The sequence below is a fragment of the Antarctobacter sediminis genome, from assembly GCF_019218285.1.
Lineage (GTDB): Bacteria > Pseudomonadota > Alphaproteobacteria > Rhodobacterales > Rhodobacteraceae > Antarctobacter > Antarctobacter sediminis.
Genome location: NZ_JAHUZG010000003.1, coordinates 660,203 through 675,901, shown reverse-complemented (window position 1 = coordinate 675,901; position 15,699 = coordinate 660,203). Strand labels below are relative to the sequence as shown.

Sequence of the window (15,699 nt, the reverse complement as noted above, 5' to 3'; positions counted from 1 at the left end):
CGACTGTCAGGAACAGATGCGGATTACTCCTCCGCTTCTTCCTTTTGCTTGACGACTTCTTCGCCGGTCTCCTGGTCGACCATCTTCATGGCCAGACGGACCTTGCCGCGATCGTCGAAGCCCAGCAGCTTGACGTAAACTTCCTGGCCTTCCTTCAGAACGTCCGAAGGATGGTTCAGGCGGCGGTTTTCAATCTGCGAGACGTGCACAAGGCCGTCACGCTTGCCAAAGAAGTTCACGAAGGCGCCGAAATCGACGATCTTCACGACCTTGCCCTTGTAGATTTTGCCCTCTTCCGGCTCTGCCACGATCGAATAGATCATGTCATAGGCCTTCTGGATGGACTCACCGTCCGGCGAGGCGATCTTGATGATGCCGTCGTCGTTGATGTCGACCTTGGCACCCGAGGTTTCCACGATCTCGCGGATGACCTTGCCGCCCGAACCGATCACTTCGCGGATCTTGTCCGTCGGGATCTGCATGGTTTCGATGCGCGGCGCGTGGACGCTGAACTCACCTGCGGTGGTGATGGCCTTGGACATCTCGCCGAGGATGTGCATCCGGCCTTCCTTGGCCTGAGCCAGGGCGGTTTTCATGATCTCGGGCGTGATGCCTGCGACCTTGATGTCCATCTGCAACGAGGTGATGCCGTTCTCGGTGCCTGCCACTTTGAAGTCCATGTCGCCGAGGTGATCCTCGTCGCCAAGGATGTCGGTCAGGATGCCGTAGGAACCGTCTTCTTCCAGCACGAGGCCCATGGCCACACCGGCCACCGGCGCCTTGAGCGGAACACCTGCATCCATCATCGACAACGAGCCGCCACAGACCGAAGCCATGGAGGACGAACCGTTGGATTCGGTGATCTCGGAGACCACGCGGATGGTATAGGGGAAATCGGTTGCGGCGGGCAGAACGGCCTGAAGCGCGCGCCATGCCAGCTTGCCGTGACCGATTTCACGACGGCCGGGCGAACCCACGCGGCCAACCTCGCCAACCGAATACGGCGGGAAGTTGTAATGCAACAGGAAGTTCGAACGGTAGTTGCCGTGCAGCGCGTCGATGATCTGCTCATCGTCGCCGGTGCCCAGCGTGGTCACGACCAGCGCCTGCGTTTCACCACGGGTGAACAGGGCCGAACCGTGGGTCCGGGGCAGAACCGAGGTTTCCGACACGATCGAACGCACCTGGTCCAACGCACGGCCGTCGATGCGGCGCTTGTTCTTGACCACATCCGAGCGCAGCACCTGGCTTTCCAGCTTTTTCAGCGCCGAGCCGAGGTTGGCGTCAGCCAGTTGCTCTTCGGTAAGGCCTGCCTTGATCTCTTCCTTGACCGCGGCAACGGTTGCGACACGCTCTTGCTTGTCCGAGATGGCGTAAGCCGCCTTCATCTTTTCTTCGCCAGCGGCGCGGACAACTTCGAACAGCTCGGAGTAATCCGGCGGGGTAAAGTCGAACGGCTCTTTCGCGGCGTCTTCGGCCAGCGAGATGATCAGGTCGATCACCGGCTGGATCTGCTCATGTGCGAACAGAACCGCGCCCAGCATCTCATCCTCGGTCAGCTCGTAAGCTTCCGATTCCACCATCATCACGGCGTCCTTGGTGCCGGCGACGACAAGGTCCAGACGCTGCTCGGGATTGTTGCGCAGCTGGTCCATGTCTTCGACAGTCGGGTTCAGGACGTATTCGCCATCCTCGAAACCGACGCGGGCACCGGCGATCGGTCCGCGGAAGGGGGCGCCGGAGATGGTCAGCGCGGCTGAGGCGGCGATCATCGCCACGATGTCGGGATCGTTGACCAGATCGTGCGACAGCACGGTGCACATCACCAGAACTTCGTTTTTGAAGCCGGGCACGAACAACGGACGGATCGGGCGGTCGATCAGGCGCGCGGTCAGCGTTTCTTTTTCGGTGGGGCGCGCCTCACGCTTGAAGAAACCGCCCGGGACCTTGCCCGCCGCGTAGTATTTTTCCTGGTAGTGGACGGTCAGGGGAAAGAAGTCCTGGCCTTCCTTCGCCTGCTTGGCAAAGGTCACGTTGGCCATGACGCTGGTTTCGCCCAGCGTGGCAATCACGGTGCCATCCGCCTGGCGGGCAACCTTGCCGGTTTCCAGTGTGAGCGTTTCCTCGCCCCACTGCATCGTCTTCTTAACTTCGTTGAACATCAGTTATCCTCTTGGAGGCGCTCCCGAGCCCTCTCGGGTCCTCCGTTTGACTGGCGGCCCCATTGCCGCCGACCCCTTCATCATCCCATGCGCCGGGGTCAAAGCGTCACGTCTCAGATGCGCGCGCAATACAGCGTTTCCCCCGAAATGAAAAGAAAAACCCGCGTCCCGCGCCACCCGATTGCAGTAGAATCAGGCGATATCCGGCGCGTATCGCCCGCAACACGGCCCCACATGCCGTTTGCCGGAACCGGGCGGCGTGCTACAGGGTGGCATTGATTTCGAAAAGACATGCTCATGACCCTTCTGCAAATTGCTTCTCTCCTCATCGTGCTGGCCGCCGTCTTTGGCGCGATCAACTACTTCGTGCTCAAACTGCCCTCGGCCATTGGCATTCTCGTGGTGGCGCTGGTGGCGTCGATGGCCGCGCTGGGACTGGACCGGTTGGTGCCCTCGTTGACACTGGCCGAAGACCTGCGAGGCATCGTCACCGGCATCGATTTCTCTGATGCGCTGCTGGAAGGCATGCTGGGGCTGCTGCTGTTCGCGGGGGCGCTTCACGTCAAGCTGTCTGACCTGCGCGCGGTCTGGCCCACGGTTCTGTTGATGGCGACAATCGGCGTGGCCCTGTCCACCGCCGTTATCGGTTTGGGCTTTCACTGGTTGACGGGAGCGCCGCTGCTGATCGCCCTGGTGTTTGGCGCGCTGATCTCTCCCACTGACCCCGTGGCGGTCATGGGCGTTCTGAAAGAGGCCAAGCTGCGCAAATCACTGGAAACGCAGGTTGCGGGCGAAAGCCTGTTCAACGATGGCGTGGGCTATGTTGTCTTTTTGGTTCTGGTCGGACTGGCGTTTCCGGCCCTGTCACACGGACATGGTGATGCGGCACATGCCAGCCCTGCGATGGACGCGCTGCAATTATTTGCACAAGAAGCGCTGGGTGGCGCGGCCCTGGGGCTGGTGCTGGGCTGGCTTACCTTCCGGGTCATGCGCCACATCGACGACTACGCGCTGGAGGTGCTGATCACGCTCGCGCTGGCCTTTGGCGGCTATGAACTGGCCATCTCGCTGCATGTCTCTGCACCCATCGCCGCGGTCTGCGCCGGTCTGCTAATCGGAGACATCGGGGCGAAACACGGCATGTCCGAACTGACCCGCGAATATGTCGAGAAGTTCTGGGTGCTGGTGGACGAGATCCTGAACGCGGTTCTGTTCATGCTGATCGGGGTTGAAATCTTTGCCGTGCAACTGGAAACCGACATGCTTGTGACCGGGGTGCTTTGCATCGCGCTGGCGCTGACCGGACGTCTGGCGGCGGTTGTCGTGCCGATCATGATACTGAAACCCTTCCGCAGCTTTGCGCCGGGGGTCATGCCAATCATGACATGGGGCGGCCTGAAGGGCGGCATTTCCGTCGCGCTGGCCCTGTCTCTGCCGGACAGCGAATGGAAGCCGCTGATCCTGACGGTGACCTATGTGATCGTGGTGTTTTCGATCATCGTGCAGGGGCTGACCATCGGGCGGCTGGCCAATCGCGTCGGGCGGGAACCGGATCTGGTCTGACCGGCGTCAGACCTTGTCCAGCATGGCGCGTTCGGCCCGGTTCAACCGGGCCAATGCCTCTTCCGGTGCCCGGGCTCGGTTCCAGATCGCGAGGCAGGATTCAGGCGACCACGGCAGCGCGGCCTCGGCCATCCAGCGACGCAGGTGCACTGGCAATGCATCATAGGCCTGCATCGCGTCCCGGTTGCGGTTGCGTCTGCGCAGGGACACCGCCCCAAGATTTCCGTTCCGCTTCCGTCCCGACATCAGGCCAATCCCCACGTGGCCCGACCTAGGCAAAGCCGGGTTGGAACAGGGCGGCTGTCAAAGCCGCGCGACGCAAATGCAAGCATGGGCGAGATCTCCTGACGACAAGATTGCTATGTTATAACATTACAAATCTCGACATGGCCATAACCACCCTGCCCCCAGAAACGGAAAACGCCCGCCTCCTTGCGGAGACGGGCGCCTGTCCCTCGATCGGGGCTGTCTGCCTTAGCGGCGGATGCCCAGACGGCCGATCAGCGTCTTGTAGCGCGCTTCCTCTTTGCCCTTGAGGTAGTCCAGCAGCTTACGGCGCTGAGCAACCAGCTTCAGAAGGCCACGACGCGAGTGGTTGTCCTTCTTGTGGGTCTTGAAGTGTTCGGTCAGCGTGGTGATACGCGAGGTCAGGATGGCCACCTGCACTTCGGGCGAACCGGTGTCGCCTTCTTTGGTGGCATATTCCTTCATCAGACGGTTCTTTTCTTCCGCGGTGATCGACATCGGGGTCTCCTTTCGATTACAAAGGGTTATGGCACAAGCCGGGATGTCGTCCAGCAAGGCCCGTGGAGAAATCCGCCGCAGCGGATGCGCGCAGTTACGCGATTCCGCTTTGCTTGGCAAGGCAAAGCCGCATCAGCCCGCCAGATCCAGCGCCGCCGCATCGCTTTCGCCCACCAGCACGATAGACTCCAGCGGTGGAGCCTCGGCCGTGGGCAGACTGGCCAGAACCGTGCCGCCAAGCCGGATGTCCGTCATCTCGGGATTGTCCGGACGGGGAGCCATATCCAGTTCCGGTTCGGGGGCGTCCAGACTGTCGTCGTAGACAATCACCAGCTGATCCTCGGACGCATCGAAGTCCAGCGGTGCACTGGTATGCCCGCCACCCCCCTCCTCCGTCTGGGCCGACACCCGAAAGGCGTCCAGATCCAGCAGATCGGCCCCGGGGGCCAGTCCAATCGGATCCGGCTCGGCCACGGGTTCCAGCCCCGGCATATTGATCAATCCCATGCGGGCAAACAACGAGCGCCCCTCTTCCAGAACCTCGTCATCGGGCAGCACCCCGGCGTCGCCGTCCCAATCCACATCCATCCTAAATTGGAAATCGGCCAGCGATGCGGGCGACATGTCATCCCCCTCATCGTTTGCGCCCTCCGGCAACGGATCCTCATCCTCACCGATACTGACGATCGCAACCGACCCCAGCGCCATCAGCCCCATCAGTCCAGCCAGTAAATACATCGGCAAAGCCCTGTTTGCAGCCCCACCAAGCACCCCGCAGCAGGATGCCCCGCCCCCCGGAACCGCCAGAGTCTTACGATGCGCCAAGTTAAGGCCGGCTTACTCCGCGGGATCGCGCGTTTCGATTTCCTCGACCTTCTCGCTGACCTTGTTGTCGATCTCTTCAATGATCGCGGTGGCAAGGTCGCCAAGGATTGGAACGAACTCTATCTGGCTGAGGAGGATCACAAGGGCGGACACCAGCGCCGTCGCCCCGACCGCCGTCCCAAGACCCAGAGCCAGCCCGCGAATGAACTGCCACAGGGCCAGCCGCCAGATGCTGTTGTGCACGCGGACAAAACGATGCTGGTTGAGGGTCTCGACCTCTTCGGCCAGTCGGGCAAGCTCCTGGCGCAAGGCTTCGCTGTCGGTCTCAGGCGGCATAGCGCAACTCCACTGGCCAGGGTTCGGGACGGACCGAATAGGCCACGTACAGCGGATGGCGCGGATGGCCTGCCTTGGTCAAGCCCAAGTGACACACCCGGCCTGCCAGCAGCGGCGCAAGGCGCGGCCCTGCATCGTGCAGGTCACCATGAACGCCCCATGCAGCAAGCGTCATCTCTGCCTTGGTTGACCAGTCGCGCAGCAGATCGGCGTTTTCCGGCCCTTCGGGATCTTCGGCCCGGCGCAAATCCTCTGGCCGCGTGGCTCGAAAGGCAAAGAGGTTGGCAATCCGCATCCCGCCAAATCCCAGCGCCTTGGTCCGGCGCTGGCAGCGTTCGATGGTCGGGTCGTTCTGAAACTCGCTGGCGGTCGACGGGTTCAGCATGACAAACAGCAATTCGCCCGCGTCCCCGTCCCAAACACGGCGCAGCCCGTAACGGTAGGTTTCGCAGGGCGAATACCACGCCGTACTACGTTCTCCGTCTTTTTCCGCATGTCGTTCGATCATGGCGCCAAGCTGCAACGCACCTGTCCGGGGTTCAAGGGCGATTGACATTCCGCCTGGCCTGCGGCCCCCTGCGCCCGACAAACGGAGCCCGCCCATGAACATCGACATGATCCAAGCCGCAGCCGACCGCGCCCGTGGCGTCACCCGCCGCACGCCCCTGCTGTCTTCGCCCGCGTTGGATGCGCTTGCGGGACGCCGTGTCCTTGTGAAACCGGAATGTTTGCAACACACCGGCAGCTTCAAGTTTCGCGGCGCATGGTCTGCACTGACCGCGATGCCAGAGAAACAGCGCGCCAAGGGCGTGATCGCCTTCTCCTCGGGCAATCATGCGCAGGGAGTCGCTCTGGCCGCGCAACGTCTTGGAGTGCCGGCGGTGATCCTGATGCCATCCGACGCGCCTGCGGCCAAGATCGAGGGCACCCGCAGCTACGGTGTCGAGGTTGTCTTGTATGACCGCGGGCGCGAAAGCCGCGAAGAAATTGGCGCAAGGCTGGCTCAGGACCGCGGTCTGACCCTTGTGAAACCCTATGACGAACCTCAGGTCATCGCCGGTCAAGGCACCTGTGGGCTGGAGATCGCGGAACAGGCCGCCGAACAAGGAGTGACAACGGCGGATGTGCTGGTGTGCTGCGGCGGCGGCGGGTTGACCGCCGGGATCGCGCTGGCGCTCGAGTCCAAGGCCCCCGGTCTGCGTGTCCGCCCCGCCGAGCCAGAAGGGTTCGACGACACGGCCCGGTCGCTGCGGTCCGGCCAGCGCGAAAGCAATCCGGCCGAAGCCGGAGGCCTTTGCGACGCCATCCTGACCCCCACCCCGGGCGAACTTACCTTTCCCATCGTCTCGCGGCTGTGCGGCCCCGGCATCGTTATCAGCGACGACGAAGTCCTGAAGGCCATGGCGCTGGCACTCCGCCATCTCAAGGTGGTGGCGGAACCGGGCGGTGCCGTGGCGCTGGCGGCGGCCCTGTTCCACGGAGACGAGATTTCGGGTGACGCCGTGATCTGCACCATCTCGGGCGGGAACCTCGACAGCGCCGTGCTGGCGCGGGCGGTTTCTACGATCGACTGACGGGCTCCGGGTCGGGAAAACCGCAGGGGCGAACGCAACGTCAACCTGATATGCTTATGGCACCACCCGCCCAAGGGAGAACGCCATGCGCCGCCCGGTTGCCTTATTTGCCGCCCTGACCCTGTCCGCCCTGCCCGCCACGGCAGAGCAGCATCTGCTGGGATTCGATCTGGACAGCTTTGGCAAGACGGTGCTGTCGCGCAAACAGTTCGCCAGCGATGCCGTCCCCGAAGCCGCCTTTGGCGCCTATAACAACGAGTTCATCTCTGCCTATTCGAGCCAGTCCGTCTTTGCCCGGATCGGGCGCTCTGTCGGGCGGCTGGACGTGGCGACGGACAAGGGTGTTTTTCCCTGCACCGCGTTCCTTGTCGACGATGACCTGCTGATGACCAACAACCATTGTGTGCCCGGCATTCTCGACGATCCGCGGGCCGAGGCGAGTTCCATCGTCGGGGTCCGTTTCGTTATGGGCTACACCCGCGAGGGCGTCACAGAAGGCACCAGTTCCTTCCTCGTCGATCCCGTGCCGGTCGAAACCTCCAAGCCGCTGGACTATACGCTGCTACGAATCCTTGGCGATATGCCGGGGCGCGCGTTCGGCACGCTGCAACTGGCCGCTGTCACACCGCAGGACAACGATCCCTACTGGATCATCGGCCACCCGATGGGCGAAGCGCAGCGCATCAGCCGCGAACAATGCCGCGCAAATGCGCCTGCCCTGTCAGACAACAAGCTTTTGCATACCTGTGACACCATGCCGGGAAACTCAGGCTCGCCGGTGATCGATGCGGGAACGCGGCAAGTTGTCGGGCTGCACCACGCCGGATCCGCCAACAACAGCGTCAACTACGCCATTCCCATGGCCGCAATTCTCGCGGCCTCGTCCGTTCTGTCGCCCGCCAAGCGCGACGATGGCCTGTCGGACGACGAGGGCCGCGCCCTGATGCGCCTGTCAGACGCCTTGCTGATCGAAGACAACGGCGCCCGCCGCCTTGCGCTGGAAACCCTTGTGGCCGAAGCACCGGAGACATCAGCCGCCCGCACGGCGGCCCGCCTATTGGCGGCCTTGCAGCCGGTCGCCCCGCCGCCCGTCCCTGAACCGACGCTCGGTCAGCGCATGGCAGGTGACGGCGATGTGCAGGCCTGCGACCGTCTGGCCGGAGATCGGTTCCACCCTGATCGCGCCACCGGAGCGATGATTGCGCCGGGCATCGTCTTTGAGGACATCGTGCCCGAAACCGCCATAGCCGCCTGCATGACCGCGTTGGAGAGCTTTCCCGATCACCCCCGCCTGACCGCGTTCCTGGCCGAGGCGTTGTCGGCGGCGGAACGCTATGACGAGGCGTTGGCCGCCTATCGCAACGCCGCCAATGCCGGCGACGCAGTCGGGCAAGCGGGCCTTGGCGTGGCGCTGCTGTGGGGTCTGGGAACCGAGGCCGATCCCAGCGAAGCGCGCCGCTGGTTGGAAAAGGCCGCAGCGCAGGGACATCCGATCGCCCAGACCGGTCTGGCCGTTATCTATGACCTGGGCCGTGGGGCCACAGCCGATCCCGCCCGTGCGTTGAGCCTGTATACCGAGGCCGCGAATTCTGGCTATCACGGCGCACAGGAACAACTGGGCGAACTCTATCTCGAAGGGCGCCTTGTCGAAAAATCCGAACGGGCCGCCGCCGCGTGGTTCGAAAAAGCAGCCCATCAGGGCAACCGCGAAGCCCAATACCAATTGGCCCTGCTGCTTGTGGATGGCCAAGACCTGCCGCGCGATAGCCAACAGGCGATCCGCTGGGCCCGTGCCGCCGCAGACAATGACCACCCGGAGGCCACGCGCCTCATGGGTAGCCTGTTCTTCCATGGCATCGGTGCTGAGCAGGCCGATGACGAGGCGGCGCTCTGGTTCCAGAAGGCTGCGAACCTTGGCGATGCTGTCTCGATGGGTAATCTCGCCTGGATGCACGAGGCGGGCCGAGGCGTGGACCGAGCGCCTGAAAAAGCGGCGGACCTCTATGTCCAATCGCTGCGCGCGGGCAACGATTGGCCTGTTACGCGCCCACCCGCGGAATGGTCATCCGAAACGGCCAAGGCTCTGCAACGCAAGCTGTCGGAAAGCGGTATCTACAGCGGCCCGGCGAACGGACGGATCGGGGCAAGCACTCAGGACGCCATGCGCCGGCTCTTGCCCTAGGGGACGGTTCAGTCCAGCCGCCGCGCTTCGTCCTGCAACATGACAGGGATGCCATCCCGGATCGGATAGGCCAGACCGGCCGCCTTGCTGACCAGTTCCTGCCGGTCCGAGTCATAGCGCAGGCCGGTCTGCGTTACCGGGCAAATCAGCGCCTCAAGCATCCGCCGGTCAATCTCGTTGCTCATTGTATCAGGTCCTCTTCGCCGCCGCGCAGCGCGTATTCGATCAGGGTGACAAGCGTTTCGCGCCGCGTGCTCAGCGACGGGGCCTCCAGCAGCGCCTGCTTGTCCTCCGGGTTGAACTCCAACAGCATGGACAGAGAATTGAGCAACAACTCATCATCCGCCTGTTGCAGCGTGTCCCAATCTGCGGACAGCTCTTTCGACGTGAAAAAACGGTCCAGCAGCGCCATGAACTGCGCCCGGTCAAAGGTGGGATCGCTTTCCGCGCCTTGCTGATCGCGTTCGAACCCGTCCCAACTGACCTCGCAGCGGCGGTAGGGTGTAAACCCTTCGACCTCGGATGTGATGCGGAAGCGCGAGATCCCGGTCAGCGTGATCATGTAACGCCCGTCCTCGGTTTCCGAGAACTGCGTGACCCGTCCGGCGCAACCGATCCGGTGCAGCCCCTTTTCCTCGCGCCCGGGCACATGATGCGGCTGCACCATGCCGATCAGCCGCGTATCGGTCTTGAGGCAATCATCAAGCATCGCGAGGTAACGCGGCTCGAATATGTGAAGCGGGAGGCGCGCCCGTGGAAGCAGCAGCGCCCCCGGCAAGGGAAAGACCGGGATCTTGCCCGGCAGATCTTTGAGCCGTGTCATACCGGACAAGGTAGATTGCCCCGACCGTCAGGCAAATATCATCGAGCTCAGTTTTCGACGCCCGTTCAGGGCCACCGGATCGTTGGGTTTGAGCGCCTCGAAGATGGTGAAAAGCTGGGCCTTGGCGGCACCGTCATTCCACTCGCGGTCACGGCGGAAGATTTCCAATAGCTGATCCACCGCGCCTTCGGCATCACCTGCCGCGTAGATGGCCTGCGCCAGATCGAAACGCGCCTGATTGTTCGCGGGATCGGACTCGACCGCTGCTGTCAGCTCAGCAATCGGACCGGCATCGGCGGCCTGCCGCGCCAGTTGCAGCTGTGCGTGGGCCGCTTCCAGTTCGGGCGCGCTGGAAATTTCGGCAGGGGCACCGTTCAGGATGGCCTCGGCCTGATCCAGATCGTCCATGGCAATATGCGCCCGCACAAGGCCGCCGTAGGCAGCTGCGTGGTTCGGCTCTTCTTCAAGGATCGCGGCAAAGGTTTGTGCCGCATCGACGGCTGCGCCCTGCTCCAGCATCTCTTCTGCGGCGGCCACGGCGTCATCCAGCCCGCCCGAGGCATCCCCGCCCGAAGCCTGCACGACCCGGTCGATAAAGGCATTCAGCTCGGACTGTGGAAGCGCGCCCTGGAAGCCGTCCAGCGGCTGCCCCTTGTAGAAGGCGTAGACCGTCGGGATCGACTGAATCCGCAACTGGCCGGCGATGTTCTGCGCCTCGTCGACGTTGACCTTGACCATGCGCACCGCGCCCTTGGCGGCCTTCACGGCGTCTTCGAGCATCGGGCCAAGCGTCTTGCAGGGGCCGCACCACGGCGCCCAGAAATCGACGATTACGGGAACCTCGGCGGATCCGTCCACGACCTCGGCCATGAACTCGGCTTCCGAGATGTCCTTGACCAAATTCTCTGCGGCCGGTTGGCCGGTGCCCAGTTCCAGCATCTCACCCTCATGCGGTTGAATATGTCTTTGGGCGTAGATGGCGCAGCAAGCCTCATGATGCAAGGGGAGCGCACCGCGCATCCCCCATCATCGCCCTATTGTCGGGCCGTTCCCGGCCCCGTCAGCCTCAGAGATCGAAGGTCGCAAAGACCGGCGCGTGGTCCGACGGTTTTTCCCAACCGCGCGCCGCGCGCAGGATGCGGCTGGAATGGGTCGCATTGGCAATGTCCGGTGTCGCCCAGACGTGATCCAGCCGCCGTCCCTTGTCGGCGGCGTCCCAATCGCGCGCGCGGTAGGACCACCAGCTGTACAGCTTGCCCACCGGCAGGTCCTTGCGGGTCACATCGACCCAATCGCCTGCTTCCTGCGCCGCGCCCAGCGCCTCGACCTCGACCGGGGTGTGCGAGATGACCTTGAGCATCTTCTTGTGGTCCCAGACGTCATCTTCCAGCGGCGCGATGTTCAGATCGCCGACCAGCACGGATTTCTGCGGCTTTTCCGAGGCGAACCAATCGCGCATCCCGGCCACGTAATCCAGCTTTTGCCCGAACTTGATGTTTTTCTCGCGGTCCGGCACGTCGCCGCCGGCTGGCACATAGAAATTATGGATGGTCACGCCGTTTTCCAGCCGCCCCGCCACATGGCGGGCATGCCCGAGGTCAGCGAAATCCTTGTCACCTGCGTCTTCGATCGGCAGCTTGGACAGGATCGCAACGCCGTTGTATCCCTTTTCGCCCCGGGCAACCATGTGGGTATAGCCCAGCGCGGCAAAGACCTCGTGCGGGATCTTGGCGACCGGCGACTTGCATTCCTGCAAGCACAGCACATCGGGCGCCTCTTCGGTCAGCAGTTTCTCGACCAGCCCCGCCCGCAGCCGGACCGAGTTGATGTTCCAGGTGGCGAGCGTAAAGGGCATGAGCGACTCCGGTTTCAGGTCCGGCGAGACTGCCAAGCCGGGGGCCTGCGCGCAACCGGGTTTAAAGGCGGCGATTTTCGGGATGAAAATCGCGCTATATCAATCAGATAATCTCGTCTTCATCAAACAGTGGCGGCGCATCCAGCTCGGCATCGAACCGCTCGGCGGCGGCTTCGGCCTTTTTCGGCTCCAGCGGCTGGGCAATATGGAACAGCGCGTCCCCTTCGTTGACCACTGGCAGGTCCGAACGCCCGACAAGGATCCCGGTTTCCTCGGCCAGAACTTCGGCCTCGCGCTGACCGAAGGGATCCGACACCACACCCAGCACCTGCCCCGCCTCGACAAAATCGCCACGCCGTTTCAGCGTGCGCAACAAACCACCCGACGGGGCCCGCACCCAAGACGATTTCTCGCAAATCACCGAGGCGACCCGGGCACGCGGAACGCCGCGTTCGGCGATCATGCCCAGCCGCGCCATGACACGCAGGATACCGGCAACACCGGCCCGGGCGGCATGTTCGTCGAATCGCAGCCCCTCGCCCGCCTCGTAAAGCAAAACGTCGACCCCGGCGTTCTGCGCGACCAGCCGCAGCGAGTTCTCGCGCGTCTTGGACATCATCGTGACCGGCGCGGCAAAGGCCGCCCCCAGTTCGCGCAACCGCGCGTTGCCAGCCGTCAGACGGATCTGCGGCAGGTTGGTGCGGCCCACGGCCGCCGAATGCAGGTCGATCCCCACGTCGCAGCGCATCACGATTTCCGTCAGGAACAGATGTGCCAGCCGCGCGGCCAGGGATCCTGCGGGCGATCCCGGGAAACAGCGGTTCAGGTCCCGCCGGTCCGGCAAATAACGTGACCGGTTGATAAAGCCGAAAGAGTTGACGATAGGAACCGCCACCAGCGTGCCTGACATGCGCGACAGGGGCGCGGCGCGCAGCAGGCGGCGCACGATCTCGACCCCGATGACCTCGTCCCCGTGGACGGCCGCCGACACGAACATCACCGGCCCGGGCCGCCGTCCATGCACCACATGGGCCGAAAGCGTTACCGGAGTGTGATCGGACAAAACCGACACCGGCAGATCCACCGTTCGCCGTGTACCGGGGGCGACGCTTTGGCCGCCAAGGATAAAGGGCTCTCGCATCAACGCGCCTCCTGATCCTTCGCCATTAGGCCCCCGCGGGCGATCAGGCAAGCGTCCCTTGCAAAACGAAACGGGCGCCCCGGTTGGGACGCCCGCGAAAATCAACAAGGGTGGCGGATCAGGCCGGCATCTTGGTGGTGCGCAGGTAGGGCAGCACGGCGTTCACTTCGCCGAATTTCTCCTTGGCCTGTTCGTCGTTCAGCGAAAGCGCCACGATCACGTCTTCGCCCACGGTCCAGTTGGCCGGGGTTGCGATCGGCGTTCCATAAGTGGCTTGCAGACCGTCCAGAGCGCGCAGGATCTCGGCAAAGTTGCGGCCCACCGACATCGGGTAGGTCATCATCAGCTGCACCTTCTTGTTCGGCGCAATGATAAAGACCGAACGCACCGAAGCGCTGTCGGCGGCGGTGCGACCATCGGGCAGGTATGCCTCGGCAGGCAGCATGTCCAGCGCCTTGGAAACGGTCAGATCCTCATCCGCGATGATCGGGAAAGTCGCCGGGCAACCTGCGGTCTTTTCGATGTCGCCCTTCCACTGTTTGTGCTCGTCGACACCATCGACGGAAATACCCATCACCTTGGTGCCGCGCTTTTCCCATTCGGCCGCCAGTTGTGCGACGGCGCCGAATTCGGTCGTGCAGACCGGGGTGAAATCCTTGGGGTGCGAAAAGAGGATCGCCCAGCTGTCGCCGATCCAGTCATGCAGAGTCACTTCGCCAAGGTCGGTGGTGACGGTGAGGTTGGGAAGCTCGTCGTTGATACGCAGGGCCATGAAAAAATCCTTTCCTGTCCGAAAAACTCGGATTTGACCGATGCCTGTTTAGATACATTCTAAACTATGGATGTAAAGCCTCGCCTTGCGCCTTGCCCGAGGGGGTGACAGAGTGCCGCAAAATTCCCGACCGGCCAGCCGGGTAACTGTGCGACACACCCCGGCGCGCCAGCACAACGAGGAGAGTGCAATGATCGAGAAACGCCAGTTTTACATCAATGGTGCATGGGTGGCTCCGCTGGCCGGCAAGGCCCATGAGGTGATCGACCCGTCGACCGAAGAAGCCTGCGCCGTGATCTCGCTGGGCGGCGAGGAAGACACAAATGCCGCCGTGGCCGCAGCCAAGGCTGCTCTGCCCGGCTGGATGGCCACTCCGGTCGAGGATCGCATCGCCGCGCTGGAGCGTATCTATGCCGCCTACAAGGCCCGGGGCGAGGATCTGGCACAGGCCATGAGCATGGAAATGGGCGCGCCCATCGACATGTCACGGTCCAGCCAGGTGGGTGCCGGGATCTGGCACCTCAAGAACTTTATCAAGGCCGCCAAGGATTTCCCATGGGAGGCACCGCTGGGCGATCACGCCCCCAATGACCGGATCATCCACGAGGCGGTGGGCGTCTGCGCGCTGATCACGCCGTGGAACTGGCCGATGAACCAGATCACGCTCAAGGTGGGCGCGGCGCTGGTGGCGGGCAACACGATGGTCCTGAAACCCTCCGAGGAAAGCCCTCTGGACGCGATGATCTTTGCCGAGATCATGGAAGCCGCCGACCTGCCGCCGGGTGTTTTCAACCTTGTGAATGGTGACGGTGCGGGCGTCGGCTCGCAGCTTTCTTCGCATCCGGACGTGGACATGGTCAGCTTTACCGGCTCGACCCGCGCCGGGCGCCTGATCTCGATTGCGGCGGCGGATACGCTCAAGCGCGTGCATCTGGAACTGGGTGGCAAGGGCGCCAACCTGGTTTTTGCCGATGCGGACGAAAAGGCGGTCAAGCGCGGCGTGTTGCACATGATGCAGAACACCGGACAAAGCTGTAACGCCCCCAGCAGGATGCTGGTCGAGGCCTCGGTCTATGACCGCGTGGTCGAAGAGGCCGCCGCCATGGCCGACAAGGTCACCGTCGGCCCGGCCTCGGAAGAAGGCCGCCACATCGGCCCCGTGGTGAACGGCAGCCAGTGGGAAAAGATCCAGGGGCTGATCGAAAAGGGGATCGAGGAAGGCGCGCGGCTGGTTGCGGGCGGTCCCGGCCGTCCCGAGGGGTTCAACAAGGGGTTCTTCGTGCGGCCCACGGTCTTTGCCGACGTCACCAATGACATGACCATCGCGCAGGAAGAAATTTTTGGCCCGGTGCTGTCGATCCTCAAGTTCGAAACCGAGGAAGAGGCCATTCAGATCGCGAATGACACGCCCTATGGTCTGACCAATTACGTTCAGAGCCAGGACGGGGCGCGGCGCAACCGTCTGGCGCGGGTGCTGCGCTCGGGCATGGTGGAAATGAACGGCGAAGGGCGTGGCGCGGGCTCGCCTTTTGGCGGCATGAAGATGTCCGGCAATGGCCGCGAGGGCGGCAGCTGGGGCATCCATGACTTTGTCGAGGTCAAGGCCGTTTCGGGCTGGGCCGCGGAGTGATCCAGCCCCCCCCTTGTCCACGCGCGGACAGCTTGGGGGAATGCCAGATCAACGGGTTACAGGGGCGTTTTAACCGACGCTTAAGAAACGGG

General features: G+C 63.2%; 16 protein-coding genes. 4 read left to right on the top strand and 12 right to left on the bottom strand.

All coding sequences use genetic code 11. From position 1 onward, the window contains the following. Positions 1-23 precede the first annotated feature (23 nt). The gene (gene pnp / locus KJP30_RS18280) at positions 24-2,162 is read right to left on the bottom strand and encodes a polyribonucleotide nucleotidyltransferase (RefSeq protein ID WP_218450769.1); all 2,139 of its coding nucleotides are present in this window, start codon (positions 2,160-2,162) and stop codon (positions 24-26) included. Positions 2,163-2,459: 297 nt separating this feature from the next. Between pnp and KJP30_RS18275 the strand changes: the two genes are divergently transcribed. Beyond that, positions 2,460-3,725, top strand: coding sequence for a cation:proton antiporter (locus KJP30_RS18275; RefSeq protein WP_218450768.1), 1,266 nt, complete (start codon positions 2,460-2,462; stop codon positions 3,723-3,725). Between the two features lie 6 nt (positions 3,726-3,731). On the opposite strand, the gene KJP30_RS18270 is transcribed toward KJP30_RS18275, so the two are convergent. From KJP30_RS18270 to KJP30_RS18250, 5 genes are all read right to left on the bottom strand, one after another. After that, complete coding sequence (locus KJP30_RS18270; RefSeq protein WP_218450767.1) at positions 3,732-3,971, bottom strand: DUF6525 family protein; 240 nt, start codon at positions 3,969-3,971, stop codon at positions 3,732-3,734. Positions 3,972-4,199: 228 nt separating this feature from the next. Beyond that, positions 4,200-4,469 carry a 30S ribosomal protein S15 gene (gene rpsO, locus KJP30_RS18265; RefSeq protein WP_218450766.1) on the bottom strand — a complete coding sequence of 90 codons (270 nt, stop codon included), beginning with the start codon at positions 4,467-4,469 and terminating at the stop codon, positions 4,200-4,202. Between the two features lie 132 nt (positions 4,470-4,601). Next, positions 4,602-5,207, bottom strand: coding sequence for a hypothetical protein (locus tag KJP30_RS18260; protein ID WP_218450765.1), 606 nt, complete (start codon positions 5,205-5,207; stop codon positions 4,602-4,604). 99 nt (positions 5,208-5,306) lie between these two features. Beyond that, positions 5,307-5,630, bottom strand: coding sequence for a DUF5665 domain-containing protein (locus tag KJP30_RS18255; RefSeq protein WP_218450764.1), 324 nt, complete (start codon positions 5,628-5,630; stop codon positions 5,307-5,309). Then, positions 5,620-6,138 carry a DUF1643 domain-containing protein gene (locus KJP30_RS18250; protein ID WP_218450976.1) on the bottom strand — a complete coding sequence of 173 codons (519 nt, stop codon included), beginning with the start codon at positions 6,136-6,138 and terminating at the stop codon, positions 5,620-5,622. Before KJP30_RS18250 ends, KJP30_RS18255 begins: the two co-directional genes overlap by 11 nt. Before the next feature lie 94 nt (positions 6,139-6,232). On the opposite strand from KJP30_RS18250, the gene KJP30_RS18245 reads away from it, so the two are divergent. Together KJP30_RS18245 and KJP30_RS18240 are read left to right on the top strand one after the other, a co-directional pair. Beyond that, positions 6,233-7,204 carry a threonine ammonia-lyase gene (locus KJP30_RS18245; RefSeq protein ID WP_218450763.1) on the top strand — a complete coding sequence of 324 codons (972 nt, stop codon included), beginning with the start codon at positions 6,233-6,235 and terminating at the stop codon, positions 7,202-7,204. Positions 7,205-7,289: 85 nt separating this feature from the next. Then, positions 7,290-9,386: a bifunctional trypsin-like peptidase domain-containing/SEL1-like repeat protein gene (locus KJP30_RS18240; protein ID WP_218450762.1), complete on the top strand. Its 2,097-nt coding sequence runs from the start codon at positions 7,290-7,292 to the stop codon at positions 9,384-9,386. A gap of 8 nt (positions 9,387-9,394) precedes the next feature. On the opposite strand, the gene KJP30_RS18235 is transcribed toward KJP30_RS18240, so the two are convergent. The 6 genes from KJP30_RS18235 to KJP30_RS18210 all read right to left on the bottom strand — a co-directional run bounded on the left by KJP30_RS18235 (position 9,395) and on the right by KJP30_RS18210 (position 13,977). Further along, positions 9,395-9,571, bottom strand: coding sequence for a Trm112 family protein (locus tag KJP30_RS18235; RefSeq protein WP_218450761.1), 177 nt, complete (start codon positions 9,569-9,571; stop codon positions 9,395-9,397). Next, positions 9,568-10,209, bottom strand: coding sequence for an LON peptidase substrate-binding domain-containing protein (locus tag KJP30_RS18230; RefSeq protein ID WP_218450760.1), 642 nt, complete (start codon positions 10,207-10,209; stop codon positions 9,568-9,570). The genes KJP30_RS18235 and KJP30_RS18230 overlap by 4 nt, the downstream gene beginning before the upstream one ends. A gap of 27 nt (positions 10,210-10,236) precedes the next feature. Next, positions 10,237-11,148: a thioredoxin gene (gene trxA, locus KJP30_RS18225; protein WP_218450759.1), complete on the bottom strand. Its 912-nt coding sequence runs from the start codon at positions 11,146-11,148 to the stop codon at positions 10,237-10,239. Positions 11,149-11,275: 127 nt separating this feature from the next. Beyond that, on the bottom strand, positions 11,276-12,064 hold the full coding sequence (locus KJP30_RS18220) for an exodeoxyribonuclease III (RefSeq protein ID WP_218450758.1): 789 nt from the start codon (positions 12,062-12,064) through the stop codon (positions 11,276-11,278). A gap of 103 nt (positions 12,065-12,167) precedes the next feature. After that, on the bottom strand, positions 12,168-13,205 hold the full coding sequence (locus KJP30_RS18215) for a succinylglutamate desuccinylase/aspartoacylase family protein (RefSeq protein WP_218450757.1): 1,038 nt from the start codon (positions 13,203-13,205) through the stop codon (positions 12,168-12,170). A 118-nt stretch (positions 13,206-13,323) separates the two neighbouring features. Then, positions 13,324-13,977, bottom strand: coding sequence for a peroxiredoxin (locus KJP30_RS18210; RefSeq protein ID WP_218450756.1), 654 nt, complete (start codon positions 13,975-13,977; stop codon positions 13,324-13,326). Positions 13,978-14,167: 190 nt separating this feature from the next. Between KJP30_RS18210 and KJP30_RS18205 the strand changes: the two genes are divergently transcribed. After that, positions 14,168-15,607 carry an aldehyde dehydrogenase family protein gene (locus tag KJP30_RS18205; protein ID WP_218450755.1) on the top strand — a complete coding sequence of 480 codons (1,440 nt, stop codon included), beginning with the start codon at positions 14,168-14,170 and terminating at the stop codon, positions 15,605-15,607. Positions 15,608-15,699: the final 92 nt, after the last annotated feature.

What these genes read in the sequence shown, in the direction of transcription:
- pnp (WP_218450769.1), bottom strand. Translation starts at nt 2,162, where the DNA reads ATGTTCAACGAAGTTAAGAAGACGATGCAGTGGGGCGAGGAAACGCTC.
- KJP30_RS18275 (WP_218450768.1), top strand. Translation starts at nt 2,460, where the DNA reads ATGACCCTTCTGCAAATTGCTTCTCTCCTCATCGTGCTGGCCGCCGTC.
- KJP30_RS18270 (WP_218450767.1), bottom strand. Translation starts at nt 3,971, where the DNA reads ATGTCGGGACGGAAGCGGAACGGAAATCTTGGGGCGGTGTCCCTGCGC.
- rpsO (WP_218450766.1), bottom strand. Translation starts at nt 4,469, where the DNA reads ATGTCGATCACCGCGGAAGAAAAGAACCGTCTGATGAAGGAATATGCC.
- KJP30_RS18260 (WP_218450765.1), bottom strand. Translation starts at nt 5,207, where the DNA reads ATGTATTTACTGGCTGGACTGATGGGGCTGATGGCGCTGGGGTCGGTT.
- KJP30_RS18255 (WP_218450764.1), bottom strand. Translation starts at nt 5,630, where the DNA reads ATGCCGCCTGAGACCGACAGCGAAGCCTTGCGCCAGGAGCTTGCCCGA.
- KJP30_RS18250 (WP_218450976.1), bottom strand. Translation starts at nt 6,138, where the DNA reads ATGATCGAACGACATGCGGAAAAAGACGGAGAACGTAGTACGGCGTGG.
- KJP30_RS18245 (WP_218450763.1), top strand. Translation starts at nt 6,233, where the DNA reads ATGAACATCGACATGATCCAAGCCGCAGCCGACCGCGCCCGTGGCGTC.
- KJP30_RS18240 (WP_218450762.1), top strand. Translation starts at nt 7,290, where the DNA reads ATGCGCCGCCCGGTTGCCTTATTTGCCGCCCTGACCCTGTCCGCCCTG.
- KJP30_RS18235 (WP_218450761.1), bottom strand. Translation starts at nt 9,571, where the DNA reads ATGAGCAACGAGATTGACCGGCGGATGCTTGAGGCGCTGATTTGCCCG.
- KJP30_RS18230 (WP_218450760.1), bottom strand. Translation starts at nt 10,209, where the DNA reads ATGACACGGCTCAAAGATCTGCCGGGCAAGATCCCGGTCTTTCCCTTG.
- trxA (WP_218450759.1), bottom strand. Translation starts at nt 11,148, where the DNA reads ATGCTGGAACTGGGCACCGGCCAACCGGCCGCAGAGAATTTGGTCAAG.
- KJP30_RS18220 (WP_218450758.1), bottom strand. Translation starts at nt 12,064, where the DNA reads ATGCCCTTTACGCTCGCCACCTGGAACATCAACTCGGTCCGGCTGCGG.
- KJP30_RS18215 (WP_218450757.1), bottom strand. Translation starts at nt 13,205, where the DNA reads ATGCGAGAGCCCTTTATCCTTGGCGGCCAAAGCGTCGCCCCCGGTACA.
- KJP30_RS18210 (WP_218450756.1), bottom strand. Translation starts at nt 13,977, where the DNA reads ATGGCCCTGCGTATCAACGACGAGCTTCCCAACCTCACCGTCACCACC.
- KJP30_RS18205 (WP_218450755.1), top strand. Translation starts at nt 14,168, where the DNA reads ATGATCGAGAAACGCCAGTTTTACATCAATGGTGCATGGGTGGCTCCG.